The 20190-nt window shown below is 42.0% G+C and carries 8 protein-coding genes and 1 pseudogene; 6 read left to right on the forward strand and 3 right to left on the reverse strand.

All coding sequences use genetic code 11. The features are described from left to right. Positions 1–160: 160 nt before the first annotated feature. Entirely contained in the window at positions 161–919 is a 759-nt protein-coding gene (locus CWC18_RS08220; RefSeq protein ID WP_119862385.1) for an outer membrane protein assembly factor BamD, read from the reverse strand. Between the two features lie 123 nt (positions 920–1042). Here CWC18_RS08220 and rluD point away from each other — a divergent pair, with 123 nt between their 5' ends. From rluD to clpB, 3 genes are all read left to right on the forward strand, one after another. Next, entirely contained in the window at positions 1043–2020 is a 978-nt protein-coding gene (rluD, locus tag CWC18_RS08225) for a 23S rRNA pseudouridine(1911/1915/1917) synthase RluD (RefSeq protein ID WP_138675050.1), read from the forward strand. A gap of 8 nt (positions 2021–2028) precedes the next feature. Next, positions 2029–2754 (forward strand): peptidoglycan editing factor PgeF, encoded by a 726-nt coding sequence (gene pgeF, locus CWC18_RS08230; RefSeq protein WP_138675051.1) that lies wholly within the window; start codon positions 2029–2031, stop codon positions 2752–2754. 88 nt (positions 2755–2842) lie between these two features. Continuing rightward, a complete protein-coding gene (gene clpB, locus CWC18_RS08235) occupies positions 2843–5416 on the forward strand; it encodes an ATP-dependent chaperone ClpB (RefSeq protein ID WP_138675052.1) in 2574 nt (857 codons plus the stop codon). A gap of 407 nt (positions 5417–5823) precedes the next feature. Here the strand turns inward: clpB and CWC18_RS08240 are convergent, their stop codons facing one another. After that, positions 5824–6447, reverse strand: a complete 624-nt coding sequence (locus tag CWC18_RS08240) for an NmrA family NAD(P)-binding protein (protein ID WP_138589639.1) — start codon at positions 6445–6447, stop codon at positions 5824–5826. Between the two features lie 13 nt (positions 6448–6460). Next, a pseudogene (locus tag CWC18_RS21720) lies at positions 6461–6646 on the reverse strand (NmrA family NAD(P)-binding protein); the annotation flags it as partial. A gap of 472 nt (positions 6647–7118) precedes the next feature. On the opposite strand from CWC18_RS21720, the gene gshA reads away from it, so the two are divergent. From gshA to CWC18_RS08260, 3 genes are all read left to right on the forward strand, one after another. Beyond that, on the forward strand, positions 7119–8696 hold the full coding sequence (gene gshA, locus CWC18_RS08250; protein ID WP_138589641.1) for a glutamate--cysteine ligase: 1578 nt from the start codon (positions 7119–7121) through the stop codon (positions 8694–8696). A 438-nt stretch (positions 8697–9134) separates the two neighbouring features. Continuing rightward, positions 9135–19364: a SpvB/TcaC N-terminal domain-containing protein gene (locus tag CWC18_RS08255; RefSeq protein WP_171041058.1), complete on the forward strand. Its 10230-nt coding sequence runs from the start codon at positions 9135–9137 to the stop codon at positions 19362–19364. Then, a complete protein-coding gene (locus CWC18_RS08260; RefSeq protein WP_138675054.1) occupies positions 19361–20014 on the forward strand; it encodes an ankyrin repeat domain-containing protein in 654 nt (217 codons plus the stop codon). The genes CWC18_RS08255 and CWC18_RS08260 overlap by 4 nt, the downstream gene beginning before the upstream one ends. Positions 20015–20190: the final 176 nt, after the last annotated feature.

Here is a 20190-nt window from a genome sequence, read left to right on the forward strand (position 1 = left end):
GATATTGAGCAAAGTATCATGATTGGGTTGTACGTATGTTTGTTTTCAAAACACTTTCTATTTTAAAGCCCTTATCCAAACCTGAGGTTATTTAAGTACTTTTAATAGCTCACAAAAAAGCCGCGGTATAACGCGGCATTTTTATATCGCGTGTTTAGATTTAGCGTTTATTCAAAGCGCGGGTTTGTTTTGCGTTTTCGCTTAAATCATTTAGGCCTAGCTTTTTGTAGCTCTGTTCCATTATGAGTAATGCATCATTTAGGTAACTGCTTTGTGAGTAATGCTCTACCACGTATTTCCCACGGTTTGCAGCAGCCAAAAATGCCTCACGTTCGAAGTAGTATTGCGCCACTTTAATTTCATAACGTGCCATGCGGTTTAATAACCAACCTAAACGCTTTTTGGCTTCAGGGATATAGGGGCTAGAGGGATAGCTTTTCACTAACGTTGATAAATCTTGAAAAGCAACTCTTGTGCGGCTGGCGTCACGGTCAGCACGGTCAACACCAAAGTATTCTTGGAATGCATTTTTATCGGCTTTGATATTTACTAGGCCTCTCATGTAATACATATAATCGAGGTTTTTGTGATTTGGATTTAGGCGAATAAAGCGGTCTATGGTTGCTAAGGCTTGTTCGGTATTGCCTGTTTGATAATGTGCAAAAACTAAATCCATTTGTACTTGACGTGAATATGGGCCAAATGGGTAGCGAGAGTTAATAGCACTTAAAAGTTCAATGGCTCTGGCATAAAGGCCTGAATCTAAAGTCTGTTTAGCATCGTCATAAAGCGCTTGTGCTGATTTGTTTGGTACGCGTTCGATATTTTCTTGTTCTGGTGCAGATGAACACGCTGCTAATCCTAAAAATGAGGCGCTTACTACGATAGCAAAGGCGCGCTTCCCTAAGTTCATTATCATTTTATTTTACTACCTTTGGTGTCTTCGGCTAGGCCAAGTGAGCAAAACCGAGTAAACTATGCAATTATGCGATTCTAACCCAGTCGAGCAAAGCTTGCACTGGTAATTTAGGTAAAGTTACAGATGTCAGAGCAAATTTCTCTTCAAGCTGAAGTTCCTACTGAGCTAGGTGGTAAACGTCTAGACCAGATTTTGGCGCAATTGTTCCCCGATTTTTCACGTTCACGAATAAAAACGTGGATTTTAGATGATAAAATCACCGTTGATGGTGAAATTTTTAATACGCCGAGGGAAAAGCTACTCGGTGGTGAAGTGGTTGCGATTGAAACACTGATCGAAGCACCTCGTGAATATGAAGCCCAAGACATTCCATTAAATATTGTTTATGAAGATGATGACATTTTAGTGATTAATAAATCAATGGGCTTAGTGGTACATCCCGGTGCCGGTAATCCTGATGGCACAGTATTAAATGCGTTGTTGCATCACCACCCGGATATTATTAATGTGCCACGTGCTGGTATCGTTCATCGTTTAGATAAAGATACTACGGGGTTGATGGTTGTCGCCAAGACGATTCAAGCACAAACTCACTTAGTTAAGAATTTACAAGCGCGCGAAAACTTTACCCGTGAATATGAAGCCTTGTGTAATGGTACAATGACAGCGGGTGGCATGGTTGAAAAGCCAATTGGTCGCCATGCAACCAAACGAACGCATATGGCTATTCATGAAATGGGTAAGCCAGCAATTACGCACTATCGTGTTGCCGAAAAGTTTAGGGCACATACACGTTTACGCTTGCGACTAGAAACGGGTCGTACTCACCAAATTCGTGTGCACATGGCGCACTTAAATCACCCATTAATCGGTGATCAACTTTACGGTGGCCGACCTCGCCCACCACGTAATGCAACGCCTGAATTGTTTGCACAGTTGCGAGACTTCAAACGTCAAGCATTACATGCAATTAAACTGAGTATTGCCCACCCAATTACAGGTGAAATTATGACATGGGAAGCGCCTATTCCTGATGACATGCAAATAGTCACCGAAGCGTTACGCGCTGATACAAAAGAAAATCCTGATTTAGCGTTATAGTTTTTGCTGTGATCCTTCCTCATTGGCCTATTCAAGATAAAGTTGGTGCATTATCAACCACACGATGTGGTGGTGCATCGACTGGGCCATTCCTCAGTTTTAACTTAGGGTATCATGTGGGTGACGCTCACGATAGCGTTGTGAAAAATCATCAAGTGCTTAGCGCTTATCTACCTACTAAAGCCATTTGGCTTGAACAAATACACGGTAACTGTGTATTTGTCGTAAATGAAAAAAAGCCCGTTACGCCATGGCCGAAAGCCGATGCTTTGTATACTAAAGCGCGTTTGCAGCCGCTTGCCATTATGACCGCTGATTGCTTACCTATATTATTATCAAGCAAATGTGGTGGGGAAGTTGCAGCAGTACATGGTGGCTGGCGACCTTTGGCTACAGGTATTTTAGCGAATACATTGGCGAAGTTTAAGTGTGATCCAGATGATGTTTTTGCTTGGTTAGGCCCAGCTATTGGCCCTACCGCATTTGAGATTGGCCCTGAAGTTGTTGCGCAATTTTGTGATTTAGATAGTGCACATTGTAGCGACTTTGTTGAACAAAATACGGGTAAATATTTGGCCGATATATTCGCTATTGCGACTCGTCAGTTAGCCGAGTTGGGCGTGACTAAGGTGTTTACTGATAAACTATGTACAGTCACTGACTCTCATCATTTTTTCTCTTATCGACGTGACGGCCGAACAGGTCGTATGGCCAGTGTGATCTGGCGTAATTAATCCGAAGAGTTTCAGCTTTTTGACTTGAACATTTCACAAATCATACCCATTTAATAACAAGTTATAGTTATAAATAGGTATATACCTTATGCGTTTGGACCGATTCACCAGTAAATTTCAAGCTGCGCTTTCAGATGCGCAGTCTTTGGCATTGGGCCGAGATCATCAATTTATTGAACCTGTACATTTAATGTATGCACTACTACAGCAAACAGGTTCGAGTGTGCGTGCGCTTTTGGCACAGGCTGGGATCAGTGCGGATGAGCTAAATACTAAACTCTCGCAAGCGATCGAGAAGGTATTCAAAGTCGAGGGAATTGGTGGCGACGTGCAATTGTCTCATAATTTGATTGGGTTGATTAACTTATGTGATAAGTATGCGCAAAAACGTAAAGATAAGTATATCTCCAGTGAGCTGTTTGTGTTTTCTGCATGTGAAGACAAAGGCGATTTAGGGCAGATATTTAAAACGCTTCATATAACCCAGCCAAAAATTGAAGCCGCAATTAAAGCAATTCGCGGCGGCCAAAAAGTTGACAATCCAAATGCAGAAGAAACTCGCCAAGCACTTGAGAAGTACACGGTAGATTTAACCGAGCGAGCAGAGCAGGGTAAGTTAGATCCAGTGATTGGTCGAGATGACGAAATTCGTCGGACTATCCAAGTATTACAACGTCGAACGAAGAATAATCCAGTATTGATTGGGGAACCTGGGGTCGGTAAAACAGCCATTGTAGAAGGGCTTGCGCAACGTATCATTAATGGCGAGGTGCCTGAGGGGTTAAAAGGAAAGCGGGTACTGTCACTGGACTTAGGCGCACTGGTCGCGGGGGCTAAATACCGAGGCGAGTTTGAAGAGCGTTTAAAGTCGGTGTTAAATGAGCTCTCTAAAGAAGAAGGTCAAGTGATCTTATTTATTGATGAGATCCATACCATGGTTGGCGCAGGCAAAACGGATGGCGCGATGGATGCGGGAAACATGCTCAAACCTGCATTAGCACGTGGTGAACTACATTGTGTTGGTGCGACAACATTGGATGAATATCGTCAGTACATAGAAAAAGATGCCGCATTAGAACGACGTTTTCAAAAGGTATTTGTCAGTGAGCCCAGTGTTGAAGATACCATTGCAATCTTACGAGGGTTAAAAGAGCGATATGAATTGCACCACTCGGTAGATATTACAGACCCCGCCATTGTTGCCGCGGCAAACTTATCGCATAGATATATCTCTGACAGGCAATTACCAGATAAAGCCATTGATTTAATTGATGAGGCGGGGAGTTCAATTCGACTACAAATCGACTCGAAGCCTGAGCAGTTAGATAAGTTAGAGCGCAGAATTATTCAGCTTAAACTTGAAGACAACGCGCTTGCCAAAGAAAAAGATGAAGCCAGTCAAAAGCGGCGTGCAGAAATGCAGGCCTTGATCAATGAGCTTGAAGGTGAGTACCGCGAGTTAGATGAAGTATGGAATGCTGAAAAGGCCTCTTTGCAAGGCACACAAGTGATTAAAGCCGAGTTAGAGCAAAGCCGCCTTGACCTTGAAGTAGCAAGACGTGCTAGTGACTTACAGCGTATGTCAGAATTGCAATATGGCAGAATACCTGAACTAGAGCGCAAACTTGATTTGGCGTCACAAGCAGAAATGCAAGACATGAACCTACTGAAAAACCAAGTGGGAGAAGATGAGATTGCAGAAATTTTGTCTCGTTGGACGGGGATCCCGGTAGCAAAAATGCTACAAGGAGAACGTGAAAAGCTCCTTGCTATGGAAGATGAATTGCATAATAAAGTGATTGGCCAAGATGAAGCCGTTCATGCAGTATCCAATGCGATACGACGCTCAAGAGCAGGACTTGCTGATCCGAATCGACCCATTGGTTCATTTTTATTTTTAGGGCCTACTGGAGTGGGTAAAACAGAGCTGACAAAAGCTTTGGCTCACTTCATGTTTGATACCGAAGATGCCATGGTGCGTATCGATATGTCGGAGTTTATGGAAAAGCATTCAGTCGCACGTTTAGTGGGTGCCCCTCCCGGATATGTGGGCTATGAAGAGGGGGGATATTTAACCGAGGCCGTAAGGCGAAGGCCTTATTCAGTGGTACTCCTTGATGAAGTAGAAAAAGCCCATCCTGATGTGTTTAATATATTACTGCAAGTGCTTGACGATGGTCGATTGACCGATGGGCAAGGGCGTACGGTAGACTTTAAAAATACAGTGATTATTATGACTTCAAATCTTGGGTCGGATATCATCCAAGAACAAGCAAGTAACAATGATTACGCTGAGTTAAAAGGCCGTGTTATGGGAGTCTTGACCACTCAGTTTAGGCCCGAATTTATCAACCGGATCGACGAAACAGTCGTATTTCATCCATTGGTAACCGATCACATAAAAGAAATAGCCTCTATCCAGTTAAACAAATTGGCAGCAAGACTTAGTGAGAAAGGTTTTCAATTTGGCTTAACTGACGACGCGTTGGAAAAAATTGCGCAAAGTGGCTTTGATCCTGTATTTGGCGCTCGTCCCCTAAAAAGGGCTATCCAGCAGTATATTGAAAACCCTTTAGCTCAGCGATTATTGTCGGCTGAGTTTTTGACTGGCGATGATATTGTGGTTGATGTGCAAGATGGGGATATTGTTTTTCTGAAGTAGACAGCGTTTTGTTCATTAAAGCTGTTTGAGGGGAAGAGCTAGGAGAATTTCTCCTTAAAGTAATCGCGGTGAAGGCAGAGCAAGTCCTGTTTTTGTTTATGTAAAACTGGTCGGGTTCTGCACTTTAAAATCAGTATAATTCTATTTGTTGAATTGATGTGGTTACTGAGCGACTTTGGCTTATTCTCACTGCTAAAGGCGAGTCGTTTTTTACGAGATTATGTTATGTATTGAGAGTCGTATCTTTAACGTGGTATAAGCGTTGAGGAAGAGAGAGTTCATCTCTCCTATCATTTTTATGGTTCTAAACCCGAGGTTTAGTCACCCAACTCCTTTTATAGCCACAGGCAAAAAAACGGCTTCATACTTTTTTGCCTGTGCTGGCAGGCGTAAAGTTACCTGTTGCTTTAGCTCGCAATTTTAGAAATATTCATAAAGTTCATAATTTTTTCAAGAGGAATTATGCCCTGTCGGTGCTCAGTATTTGAGTTTTTAAAAGAAATATGTCCAGAGTTAAGGCCTTGAGTCATTTCAATAAAGCCTATAATGGCGGCGGTTGAAAAACCGTACTCAGAAATTGATTGTATCCAATCTGATTCAGGTATTTCGATGGGGGTTATGGTTTTCTCTAACGCTTTTGCTAAAGTCATTGCAACATCATTTGGGGAATATCTAGCAGGACCCGATAATCCAATGATCCTTGTGCCATCCCAATTTTCACATAAGATTTCTGCAGCAATATGCCCTACATCTTCAGTGGCTATCATGGGAAATTTTTGGGTAAGCGGGGCTAGAAAGCTAGACAACTTCCCTTGGTTTGCAGCAACTTGTGCAAGAGGGATCCAATTCTCCATAAAATAAGCAGCTCGTAGGTAAGCAATAGATAAACCGGTTTGATTTAAATATTGTTCCAGTAATCGGTTCATTGCTATCCAACCAGTACCACTTGATTGTTCTGCACCGATTGAGGATAAGACGACTAATTTAGGTAGTTGAGCTTTTGTGGCAGCTTCGGCAATAGAGTGTGCCATACAGTTGGCTAGTTCAAAAAAGGTTATCTAAATTGTATTGTGGGGGGCTTATTATATAAGCTCCATCTGCTCCAATTAATGCTTTGGAAAGCGAAGAAGTGTCAGTTAACTCTGCGACGGCTACTTCAGCTCCTTGCGCAGCCCAAATACGGCTTTTTTCTTTATTGCGGACAATAACGCGCACACGCATACCGGCGTTAAGTAAAGCTTTAAGTCAGACAGTTGACGTGGTTCATTGAGCTAAAGGGTTTGTGCAAATCATATTCAGTATCTCCTGAAAAGAACATCTAGGTCTTTAAGCGTTGAGATATGAATATTTTTATTATTAATACCCTCATTTTAGAGTAAGGTGGTAGTGGATCAACCATATGATTGTGCAGATGCTGATCCATTAGAATACTTGAATGTTTAAAAGCGAACGAATTAAGGTATAGTGCTTACGCGGTTGAGGTTTATACCGTTAGAGAAGATCTAAAATGGTTGCATAGCGTATAAAGAGCCGGAAAACTGATGTGCATCTTCATATGTTATTTATTTTAAATAAGGTCTTTGATCCACATCAGCCTATGTAAAATCATAACTATTGTGGGAAAATAATAATTACTGCTTGAGTAATTGCACAAATGACCCCATTGAGATGACATTGCCCTGAATGGCTTGAGGATACTTTTTTGACAACTACAGAACTGAAAACACGATTAGATGCTTTATCTCAGCCTAAGCATCAACAAGCAATTAAGGGAATTATGCGTGGTATTGAGCGAGAAGCACTGCGTATAAAAAAAGGTGGTCAAATTGCCCAGACGCCTCACCCATCAAGTGCGGGACACCCTTTGACACATAATAGTATTACAACAGACTTTTCTGAATCACTGCTTGAGTTTATTACCCCAGTAAGTGAAAACGCAGAAGAGACATTAGCTCAACTTCGCGATTTACAAAAGTTCACGTTAGAACAAATGGGCGATGAGCTGTTGTGGCCAATGAGCATGCCTTGCTTTATTTCAAATCAAGATGATATTGCATTGGCACAGTTTGGCAGTTCTAATGTTGGTCGAATGAAAACGCTTTACCGTGAAGGTTTAAAGAACCGTTACGGTAGCATGATGCAAGCGATTGCAGGTGTGCACTTTAATATTTCATTTCCAGAAACTCTGTGGAAAAGTTTAAAAGAGTTAACTGCTGATAAGCAAACAGAGCAAGATTTTATTTCTGAGCAATACCTTGGTTTGATCCGAAATTTTAAACGAGAAATGTGGTTGATCAGTTATTTATTTGGTGCCTCACCTTCATTATGCAGCTCTTTTTTGCAAGGCAAAGAAAGCGAGTTACCATTTAAACGTATTGGTAAGGGTACTTTATATTTAAAGCATGGCACAGCTTTACGACTAGGCGATCTGGGTTATACCAATAGCGCGCAGTCGTCGTTAAAAGTAACTTATAACAACCTTGATGAGTACATTGCTGGATTAAGAGCTGCAATTCATTGCCACTCTGACTTATATGGTGACTTAGCTGACTATCAAGAAGCAAACCCTAAGCAGTTAAATAAAAATATTCTTCAAATCGAAAATGAGTTTTATTCGCCAATTAGGCCAAAGCGAACTAGTCAAAGCGGTGAAACGCCTTCTCAAGCATTAGCGAAAGGGGGGATTGAGTATATTGAGATCAGGGCGCTTGATGTGAACCCATTTTCAGATACGGGGATCAGTCTAGAGCAAATTCGCTTCTTAGATGTTTTTTTGACATATTGCTTGTTGAAATCATCACCAGAATTAGACTTTGAACAACAGCGTTCAACGCAAATCAACTTAAAGCGGGTTGTAAATCAAGGGAGAGATCCAGAGCTTAAGTTGAAGCAAGACACGGGAGAGGTCAATATAGTTAAATGGGCCACCCAAATTTTTGATGATTTGAAAGCTGTTGCTGCGTATATGGACCGTGCTTATAGTGAAGAGCACTATAGTCATACAGTCAAAGACATGCGTACTTGCATCGCTGACAGTAGCCAAACACTTTCTGGCCGTTTGATGTCACAAATGTTAGAAGCACAGCAAGATGGAGGCGAAATTGCGTTAGAAATGGCGCAAGCATATAAACAAGCTGCAGCGCAAAGTTCTTATAAAGTATACAGTGAGGAGATACTGCATTGTCAGGCAGCTGACTCTTTGCGTAAAGAAGAACAAGTAAGAGCCACTGATAATTTTGAGTTTAGAACCTTCTTAGATGACTATTTTGCTAAAGCGTAGGGCAAAAAAAAGCGTAGCTCAATGGGCTACGCTAAATATTAATCAGGGATGAAACAATGCCAAACTGCTGCATTCATTAAGTATGACTACCCCTTTAAAAAAAAGTTCAAAAATTAATTTTTTAATATAAAAACCTCACCATAAACATTCCCAATGAGTAATGACACGCTTTCTTATTGTTTAACCTACACTTTGTATTTTTTACAAAAAACAAATGCTCATGCAATCTTAGTAAATCTTATGTTTATAAATTGTGTTAGTTTTACTTCTTAGTCCCGATAAAGTAATATCGCGCCCTTAAAAAGTTACGCTCTAGGATCAGCTTTTTATAAGAGAGTTATGTATGTTTCTGCGGTTTAACGCTAAGGCACGAGAGTGCTTGTATGATTTTTGTCAAACAATGGACTTCAAATCTAAATTTATTAAAAGGAAATGTTAATGCTTCGAGTGTTGTTGTTAATATTGGGTGTTTTTATGCTGTTTGGGCAAAAAGTACTTGCTGCACAAGTACCTTCTGCACCGACAATTTCAGGGCCTGCTTATCATGAGTATCGAGGTACGTATAGTTATTCTTGGAATAACCCTGGTGGGAGTGTTAGCTCATATAAAGTTGAAAAAAGCTGGAAACCTGACAGAACGGGTAGCGCCTCAGTTAGTACGGTAACATATAGTAGCACAGGTTATTCAGAAACCTTCACCGAGCCAGGTACTTATGTCGCAAAGGTACGTGCATGTAATAGTGCAGGATGTAGTGGTTGGAGTAACTATGAGGTCAATATTATTCGTCCTCATTGGAAACCAAACCAGACAGTCGCCAATGGACCCAGTTCCTCATCAACAGGCCGGTTTCAGTTAACTTGGTCCAAGCCATGGGGGCATGGTATTAATAACTATATTGTTGAGCGCGCCGCTAATGGCGGTGGTTTTGGGCAGGTACAATCGGGTGCCAGCATGAGCCTGAATCAGTCATTATCAAATGGTACCTATACCTATCGAATTAATGTGTGTAATGAAGATAATGTGTGTTCTGGTTTTGGGCCAACAAGGCAAGTAGTTGTAGATATTCCGCCACCGCCGCCAAGTACCCCCAGTGAACCAGATGTCGCCTGGGATTTATATCATCCGCAGGGGGGCAGTATCCGCGTACATGTACCTTCTATTAGTGGTGCGACATCGTATACGATTTATAACGACACCAGTACATCAGGCAGAGCGCAGTCAAGAAATGTAGGCACAGGCTGGACAACGATCCCTGCTGTGGGGGTTGGCTATAACTACATTCGAATTGTTGCATGTAACCGCTCTGGTTGTAGTGAAAGTGTACCAAGACGGGTGGTTATTTTTAGTGCGCCACATTCGGTCTCACCTTCAATAAATAAATCGATTGCTAATAAAAACGACAGTGTGACTATTTCTTGGGGGTTACCAGCAGGCACAATTTGGTCTGGTGCTTATTTTAAAGTGCACTGCAGAACACGTGCTCATGGGGATGTGTGTAATCAAACGATCCCATATCAGGGCAGCTCTAACCAAACCTCATTTTCCCATTCGTTTACAGTCAGTCATGTTGCAGGATATGACATTCAAGTATTATCGTGTAATGAATCGGATAGTCATTGCAGTAGTGGTGGTACAGGTACTGTACATGTGTTACCTCAAGTGCATGGGCACCCAAAATTCAATTTAAGCCATGATTTTTATTATCCAATAAATACCGATATTCCATTAATCTTAGCGTCAGGAATAGACGGTGCAGATAGCTTTGCTGCGTCAGTTAATGGCAGTATTGTTAAGTATCTTCCTGCATCTGGTATGGGGGCGATACAAATTGACACGATAGGTGAACATCAGCTAAATATGCGTGCCTGTGTTACCGCGCCATCAGGTCATCGTCAATGTAGTGCCCCAAGCGTATCTCAGAAAATATCATTATTTAACCATAAACCGACTGCGGTCACGGTTGAACTGTCAAATAACACGCCTGATTTGAGTCAAGCAACTACATTAAAGTGGCGAGCGCCTTCAGATATGATTTGGGAAAAGTCTTACTTTAAAGTGCATTGCTTGAATCCGGCCGGGGTTGATTTCTGTAATAATACAATTAACTACAGAGGTGATATGCCCGCTGATTTTTCACAGTCGTTAACGTTTAACCAGCATGGTGCTTATTCAATCAGTGTAAAGGCATGTAATAAAACTACGGCTTACTGCAGTACTTCGAATATTTTACAGGCGAACCTGCTGCCTGCAGTACCTGGAGACCCAGGATACAATATTGGGTGGGTCGTTAATTATCCGCTTAATAGTGAGATAAAAGTTGCTATTCCACAGGAGATAGCTGGGGCTGAGAGTTTTGCAATTTATTATTATCAGAGAAACAGCAGCCCAATCAAAATAGCACAAGTACCGGTTACGCAAAGTACCTATACGATAAAAGCAAACAAGCTTGGTAAGTATACCCTCCAGCTTGCATCGTGTGTTGGGGTGGCAAATCCTGTTTGTAGCGCCCCGAGTATGAAACGTGGTATTGATGTTTATACAACACCAGAACCTGTTACCGGTAAATTCAGTACAGAGAAAGTCTCTGTCGGGCCCAACTCGGCATTAGAGCTGACAATTCCTGCCGGTACGCTTTGGGATAAAGCCTATTTTAAAGTGACGTGTTTTTCACCTTCAGGTGCGCAGGTTTGTAGTGAAAAAGTGGCTTATCGTGGTGATATGCCAAAACCTTTTAAAGTAAATCTTGAATTCAAAGAAGTCGGAGTTCACTCGGTTAAATTACAGGTGTGTAATGAAACCGATGCGTACTGCAGTGCTGTCACCACCATGTCGGTAGATGTATTACCGATGGTTCCTGTGAAACCCGAGGGTAATGTAAAGGGGGATTTTTATTATCCAGAAAACGGCATAATGCGTGTTTACCTACCAGAAAATGTGGCGGGGGCGACCAGCTTTCAAGTGTTTTATGGCAAAGGTGAGGAGCTAACATTTAACAAAAATGTGTCAGTGTCGCAAGGGTATGTTGATGTTCCTGTGGGAGCAGAAGGTGTACATCTTTTAAGTTTAGCCTCGTGTATAACAGGTAGTACTGGTGCTAAAAAGTGCAGTGAGCAAAGTGAGACACAAAATATTATTGTTTATGTGGCGCCTCATCCTGTATTACCTAAGTTAAGTAAGTCACAGGTACGTACTTCAGAGAAGGTAACGTTAACATGGACTCAGCCAGCGGGCACAATTTATGAAAGTGCAGTATATAAAGTAGCATGTACCCTTGAAGGCGATCCTAATAATCATTGTTTGCCAGAAGGGCCAATTCGCCAAATAGGTCAGAAAGCAGCCCATAGCTATGAGTTTAGATTAACCAAGCCAGGTGATTACAAAATTCGTGTACAATCGTGCAATGACGCGCAGCATTGTAGCGCGCAAGGGTATGTTGTATTAAAAGTCATACAGTCGGATATACCTATTCCCGTAATTGAAGCCCCCGCACGTACTTTTTTGAATGCAAAAGAGCGCGTTAAATGGTCATTTGCCACACCACCAAAAACGCCATTTGACACCACTTTATTTGTTAAAACCCCAAGTAGTACCGAGCCGGATAAATTAGCGAGCCAACCACAAAATAAAGCTGGTGAATATACCTATTCATTCAATACAGCAGGTACTTATCGTTTTTACGCCCAAGCATGTGGCGTGGCTGAAGACCTTAAAAAAGTCGTTCCTATCACTATGAATGATATTTTCATTCCAGTGGTGATGAATTCAGGGTCTTCGTCGGTATGTAGTGAACTTGAAGCGTCAGAAGTGACTGTTGAAGTAATTAATAAAGAATTTTTATTTAAACAAAGTGGGAATAAGTTTTCTTGGGACAAGTTAGATAATGTTGCCAGCTTTGAAATTGAAAGTGCAATATGTAATGGCATTTGTGATGACTTATCTGCACTTAACTGGGGGGTGATTGCAACGCTAAATAGCAGTGATACAAGTTATAATATCACACCAGCTGAAGGTGAAGTGTACCGTATTACAGTCAGGTTTAGTGATGGGTCATATGCTACGATTTATGCTGTTGATGCCTCACCTACAGGTTATGCACAAACGAGTAGCAATACGTTAACTGACGCCACACTCACAGCAATCACAGCGCCAACCGCCGCTAACGTTGGCACACTAGCTGGCAATGCGGGCGTTAATGGCGGAGCTGCCAGCTATAGTTTGCCTATTCAAATTGCACCGGGTCGAAATGGTGTACAGCCTAAAATATCGTTGAATTACTCTTCACGTTCAGGTAATGGTATTGCCGGAATGGGTTTTTCTTTATCAGCCGGTTCACAAATTAGCCGATGTGCAGCGACGTATGCCCAAGACGGTTTTACCCAAAACCCACAATACAATGACAACGACAAGCTGTGTTTAGACGGGCAACGTCTAATCAGTGTCGATGGTGTATATGGGCAAGAGGGCACGGTGTATAGAACAGAGATTGAGAGCTTTGTTCGTGTTACGCAATCTGGCGGGTTCAACTCAGCTTCAACGTCGTTTACGGTTGAATACCCTAATGGAACGGTCGCCAAATACGGGCATGATGACACGTCTCGGGTAATTCACAGTAATAATAGCGCAGCTTACACATGGTTGATAAGTCATCAACATGATGCCACTGAGAAAAACTATATTCATTATGACTACACAGATTATGGCGCGGGTGAGACGCTGCTGACAAATATTGCATATACGGGTAGTAGTGCAACAGACAAAGGTCAACAAGCCATTAAGTTTGAGTATACAGGGCGCAGTGTCCCGCGCTCTGGCTATATTGCTGGTGGGTATTATGAGCAAACTAAAAGATTAAGCTCTGTCAAAGTGTATACGAACAATACATTAGTACATAGATATGCGTTGGGTTATGTATCGAGCCTTAATTCAGGCAGGGATTTACTTAATTCGGTAACACAGTGTTTTAGCCTCAGTGGCACCTGTTTGCCTACAACGACATTTTCTTGGGCGAACAAGAAAAACACCTATGCAATAGAGCCATTTAGTGTCGATGGCTTGCAGCTATTTCCAGACCCATATAGTTTAAATGGAGTACTGCCACGAGGGGATAAAAACGGTGATGGTGCTAGAGATTGGCCTGGTTATTTTATCAATGCAGAAGGAGGTAATGAAGGACAAAACCCGAATGAACTCTCTCCATGTTTTGTGAATATTTATACTACAGGCTTAAGCTGTATTGATGCTGATTTTAATGGTGATGGTAAAACCGACGATTTCTCAATTACTTCAAATCGTTATTTAGAGCTAACTTATACTGATGGTAAAAGTATTACTACGCCAGTGTATATGCCAAAAGAACAGCGCAGAGGGGTTGGCTTGGACCATTCTCATATTAAAACTGCGGCCGACTTTGATGGCGATAGTTTTATTGATTTATTAGTATATGAGGCAGGCGATTTAAACATTAACCCAACGTTAAAGTTATATTTGCATAGTGGAGACTTTACTGCACCATACAGCGCAGGGAAATTAATATATACCTATTTAACAGAATCTCTTGGCGGCGGCAGTTATACCTTAAGAAAGGGTATAGAAGTCATGGGGGATTTAACTGGCGATGGCTCTATAGATTTGATTGAAACCGATTTTGGTGTTCGCTTAAGGGTGCCTTATGTACAGCCCAGACCCATTAATATTTACTCTAATAATGGTAATGGCACCTTCTCAGTGAATGCGCTGAACTTTAGGTTGAGTAATGAGCTGGAAAACCCAGACAGTTATCATTATTTTGATATTAATGGCGATGGCCTGCAAGATTGGTTGGTACAAAAAAGTAGCAATTTGACGGTGAAATTTAATAAGGGCGATGGCACTTTTTCGGATGAGGCCACGATACATAGCGATGAGCATTTATTTGCAGGGCGCACGATTTATATTCCAGGACATTCTGAGCCGGATGGAAATGGTGGTTTTCATAATGAAACCAGATGGGTAAATAAATACCAAGGTGGATTTAAAATACATGATTTAAATAATGATGGTGTGCCAGAGTTATTGATGCCTGGTGAGCGAGTTTATAGCAGTTGCATGAGATTGTTTGATGATGGGGTTTATGGCAACAAATGTGGTGAGCAGTTATACGGGCATTACAAAGCGAGAACAGATAGCGATAAACTTACCTCCATCGACAGCCAAAGAGTCGATAAGAGTATTTATCAATTTGATGCTTTACACTTTAGCTTTGACGCAAACGGGACATTAAAAGTAGAGAAAAAACCAACCGATTTATACGGCCCAGCTTATGATTCTCAGTTTGTTGATGCGTTTGGTAATGGGCTATCTAGCTTCATGTATAACCATCAACCTATTAGGGATGGCGTAAGCTATGAAGGAAGTGCTACGGGTACGCCTTTTGCTGGTTTTGAAGATAGTTTCGGTGTTAATTTAAATCGTAACTATGGCTCAGGCTCAGGTAATACTGGCAGTGATTATGCGCCATCAGACATGCTAACCTCGGTCACCAATGGGGTTGGCCATCAAAGTGGTTGGGCATACCGTCCGTTGTCAACGGGCCTTGATACACCAATAGCGGGTGCCAAAAACCTGTATGAGAAAGGCACTGATTATACACAAGGGTATCAGAACTTTGCCTCAAGCATGTATGTGGTTACCACGTTTAGCCAAGACGATGGTGTTGGTGCTAAGCGGTATAAAGACTACGCCTATCGAGGGGCAGTACAAAACACCCAGGGCCGTGGCTTTATGGGCTTTGAGCGTATAATAGAGCAAGATCGCAGCTTAGGTGTAGTATCACAATCAGATTTTGCACAGGTGTTCCCTCGTAGCGGTAAACTGGTACGCCAAGCTAGCTTTTTAGCGGCTGATTTTGGTTCGCGCACGGCGGGTAAACTTGCGGGTGAGCTTACTGAGAGCACGGCCATTACTTTCAACGAATACGAATGGCTTATTAATCCTAACCATAGCGTCACCGATGTGACTCAAGTGTATTTAGGCTCTAAAACCAAAATACAGCGAGATATTAATGATAAGACTGAGGTCACACGCACAGACTATACTGCGGTCGATATTGACGCGTGCGGTAATGTCACCAATTCAAGCAATATCATTCAAGATAGTTGGGGGACGTATCAAACCACGTCTAGTTCAACGGTAGCAACAGATGCCAGCTGTGCAAACACCGGCACATGGTGGCCAAATAAGTTAGATTCAACGGCGGTAACCAAGGCGGCGGTGAGTAACCGTCATGCAAGCGACCCACTAACGGATAACACCTTAGATAAAACCAGTACCATTAAAAGCACATTCACAGAGTATGCTACTAACCGCAAACCGGCAAACGTAAAGGTTGAAGGCTTTGAAGGGGAGGCAGCATCAGGAGAAGGCAGAACCACCACCACGGTATTTAATATCTATGGCTTACCAACCAGTGTGACCAAGACGGCGAATATACGCAATAGTACCGGTCAATGGGTTGCACAAGCACGCCCAGTGACGATGACGTACTCAAAAGAGGGTAAAACAGCGGCGGCCGATGGATACTTCCCACTGACCGTCACCAATGCCAAAGGACACCAAGTTATCACACACGTTGACCCTGGTACGGGCCAACCAACCCAAACAAAGCAACAAGTGGGCGCCAGCGCGTGGCTAACGAGTACCATTCAGTACGACAATGTAAATCGCCCATATAGCAGTAAAGTTGATGGCGCGCCGATCCATTATACGTCAGTGCAATCAGTAGAAGGCGACAGCCATTCTCCAAGTAATGCGGTTATGATGATAAAGCAGCTTAGTGCGGGTTCACCAGAGTCGCGAATATATCAAGATAAACTGGGTCGTACCTTGCGCGTTGCCACACAGAGTTTTGATGGTACATGGGTTTATCAAGATACGACGTATGATGGTTTAGGGCGCAAAACCTTTGAGTCAATGCCTTATCAAGCAAATGGCACAGCGGTAGGGACTACCTATTCAGGTTTTGACGTGCTGGGTCGTCCGACGACTAAAACAGTGGCTCAGCAATGTACTAGCACCAGCACTGGTTTAATGACAGTGACTTACGGTTACTCAGGCTTAGACACCACCATTGATGTCACTGAAAACTGCCTTGGTCTATCGCTTGGTCAAATGTCGCGTACCTACAATAGCTTAAAGCAATTGGTGGCCACGAAAGACGCATTAAACGGTTGGACTTACTATGGCTATAACAGTCTTGGTTTACCAGCGGTTATTCAAGATGCCAACGGTAACCAAATTAAAGCAACGTATAATGCGTTAGGTCATAAAACTTCAGTGAACGACCCGAACCAAGGGGCAAGTACGTTTGCCTATAATGGCTTTGGCGAACTTCAAGCAGAAGGTCGACCTGATAATGTAACGCTTACGTTTTTGACTGATACGCTAGGGCGAGTAACCAAGCGTACGGCAACCGGGGAAAGTGACTTACACTATGGCTTTGATGCAGGTAACGGTTACGGTCAAATGACCAGCTCATCAGGCAATGGCGTATCACATAGCTATGTGTTTGATGGCTATGGTCGTCCAACCACCCACACTGTATCAGGCGATGGCAAAAGCTATACCAATACCACCTTCTACGATGGCAATTATGGTCGAGTAAAAGGAGTACGTTATCCGAATGACCTCACGCTGGAGTACACTTATAACAGTTTAGGTTACCAAGAGTCGATAAAAAATGCGGCCAACGACTATGTATACCAAACGGTTGAAAGCCAAGACATATTGGGCAACATTACCCAACATGCTCTGGGTAATGGGTTAGCGCAAACCACCTTGTACAGTGCCGCCAATGGTCAAATGACCAGCGTGACCACCAAAGACGGTAACGACCAAGTGATGTCGCTTCAGTACACCGGCTACGATGGTTTTGGTAACTTAAACGCCATGACAGTGAGTACAGGCAGTATTGGCAATCAACATACTTTTAGTGAAAGCTATGTGTATGATGATTTACATCGCTTAAAGAGTAACTCAGTCAACGGCATAGAGACCATTCATTATACTTATGATGCACTGGGTAACTTAACCAAAAAATCAGACTATGCGTCTGAGTATAAGTACGATACGTGGTTAAGTGGCTTCAGTGGTGGCGGCAGCAATGCGGTTAAGCAAGTGTATAAAAACGGCACTTGGGTTGGTTTTAGCTACGATAAACGCGGTAATATGATAAAAGGCGATGGCCTGAGTTCTGCTACCTATAACGCGATGGATAAGCCAATCAGCCTCACTAAACATGGTGTTACCACTGAGTTTATGTATGGCCCAGACCACATGCGTTACAAACAAACCAAAGGCAGTAGCACGTTTACGTACTATGCGGGCGGTTATGAAGAAGACGTTAAAAATGGCAAAACCACATGGCGCGCCTATATTGGTGATGTGGCAGTTGTAAGCCAAGGTGAAGGGGAGAGTGCGACCATTCGTTACACCCACCGAGACCGCCTCGGCAGTGCACGACTGTTTACCGATAAAAATGGTAACGTGTTGGCAGAGCGTAACTTCGACCCATTTGGTAAGCCAAAAGAGGCCAGTGGCGAACAAAAACTACCAGCCATGTTAGGGGATATGGACACGGCGACCACGATGCGCGGTTTCACCGACCATGAGCATTTAGATGGGCAACAGCTTATTCATATGAACGGGCGGGTGTACGATTATAACCTAGGCAGGTTTATGAGTGTTGATCCGGTAATTCAAAGTCCAGGTGATTCGCAGTCAATAAACCCGTATAGTTATATAATGAATAACCCGTTGGCGGGGACAGATCCAACTGGATATAGTATCGAAGAAGAGACGGTTGATTTTGACGTTGCTGACATAGAAAATATTGAAGTTTACGCAGACGGCTCGATTACAGTTAATTTTAGTAATGGTGCTGAGAGTCAAAGCTTTTCAAATGCTAAAGTATCTTTAGGTGGTGCAACAGTAGATATAGGTTCAATGGCTGCAACAGCAAAAAGAGATGCTCTCATAGCAGGTGATGTATATGAAAGTAAAAGTAAGCTATCAAAAGCAGAGAATGGTATTGAGAGATTATCTAATCAGAAGTTAAAAGAAAAAGGTTTGGATGATTTGACATATCAGGACGAAGACTCTGGTTTCAACTCCGCTCTTTATTTTGACTATGAAAGAGAGATGTATATTTATGCTTTTGCAGGCACATCAATAACAAACGTAACAGGTGATTGGAAGACTAATTATTTACAAAGTGAAGGTGAAAACTCAGTCCAATATGATTTTGCAGTGAACAATACTAGACGTATTACTATGCGGCTAGGCTCAAGTAATGTATCTACTACAGGCCATTCTCTCGGTGGTGGCTTAGCAAGTGTTTCTGCTAGTGCTTTTGGTTTAAAATCAAACACATTTAATGCAGCAGGTATACATGATAAAACAATTTCTAATTATAATATCAATCAACAGCATTTTCTTAATGTGAATGCTTATTATGTGAAAGGTGAAGTGCTTTCATATTACCAGGATACAAGGGCGGGGCTACCTAGCGCTATTGGAAACCGAGTAGAGTTAAAGCCGAATAACTTTAAGTATGATTACCCAAACGTATCTACGAGAACTCAAAGGCACTTAATGTCGAGCGTACACAGAGCATTAGATAGGACTTATCCATGAAGAAATTCATACACTTAAAAATACTTGTAGTTATTTTTTTAGTAGGTTGTTCAGATAATATGAATACTGAAGGTTATTATTTCGACAGTAATATTCAAGCTGTAAAGACCGCTCTAGAGTCTCAAGTTGATATAGATATTGAACTAGATAATGGTCTTACCCCGCTAGCTAGTGCTGTTAAGAATAGCCAACCAAAAATAGTGAAATTACTCTTGAGTTATGGCGCAAATCCTAATTTAAAATTAAGCAGTGGAGGCTCTGCTCTAAGTTTGTCTATAGGTTTAAATACGCCAGAAATTCTCAATATACTTTTGGAAAAAGGTGGCGATTCAAACATTATACATAATGGCCGTAATAGAGCTTTGATATTTGAAGTGTTAGGATCTCAAAAAATAGAGCATCTAAAAGCTTTGCTAAAATATAACCCTAATCTTAATGTGGTTGATGATACTGGAGCATCACCATTGATTTACGCTGCTTCAATATTTCAATATGATGCAGCTTTGATTCTTTTACGCAATGGGGCGGATCCCTTCATTGAGGATAAATACGGATTAACTTTAAAAAAGGTAATTAAGGAAAATATTAGGTTGAATCCTAATAGCATTCCTAACTCATTAGTAGAAATAAAAAAAATAATAAATATGTAAAGCGAGGTGAGGGGTATTTAAATCATAAGGGGTCAAGTCTTAAATTGTGCAAACCCCTTAAGAGATAATAGCAGATACATATATAGCCTCGTTTTTACGGGGCTTTTTTATGGTCAATTTGGTCTAGTTTCACCGATTGTTCTGCTTTAATTATAAAATTTAACAAGACATATATG

This window comes from Pseudoalteromonas aurantia (genome assembly GCF_005886875.1).
In the GTDB taxonomy this organism is placed as follows: domain Bacteria; phylum Pseudomonadota; class Gammaproteobacteria; order Enterobacterales; family Alteromonadaceae; genus Pseudoalteromonas; species Pseudoalteromonas aurantia_A.

What these genes read in the sequence shown, in the direction of transcription:
- CWC18_RS08220 (WP_119862385.1), bottom strand. Translation starts at nt 919, where the DNA reads ATGATAATGAACTTAGGGAAGCGCGCCTTTGCTATCGTAGTAAGCGCC.
- rluD (WP_138675050.1), top strand. Translation starts at nt 1,043, where the DNA reads ATGTCAGAGCAAATTTCTCTTCAAGCTGAAGTTCCTACTGAGCTAGGT.
- clpB (WP_138675052.1), top strand. Translation starts at nt 2,843, where the DNA reads ATGCGTTTGGACCGATTCACCAGTAAATTTCAAGCTGCGCTTTCAGAT.
- CWC18_RS08240 (WP_138589639.1), bottom strand. Translation starts at nt 6,447, where the DNA reads ATGGCACACTCTATTGCCGAAGCTGCCACAAAAGCTCAACTACCTAAA.
- CWC18_RS08255 (WP_171041058.1), top strand. Translation starts at nt 9,135, where the DNA reads ATGCTTCGAGTGTTGTTGTTAATATTGGGTGTTTTTATGCTGTTTGGG.
- CWC18_RS08260 (WP_138675054.1), top strand. Translation starts at nt 19,361, where the DNA reads ATGAAGAAATTCATACACTTAAAAATACTTGTAGTTATTTTTTTAGTA.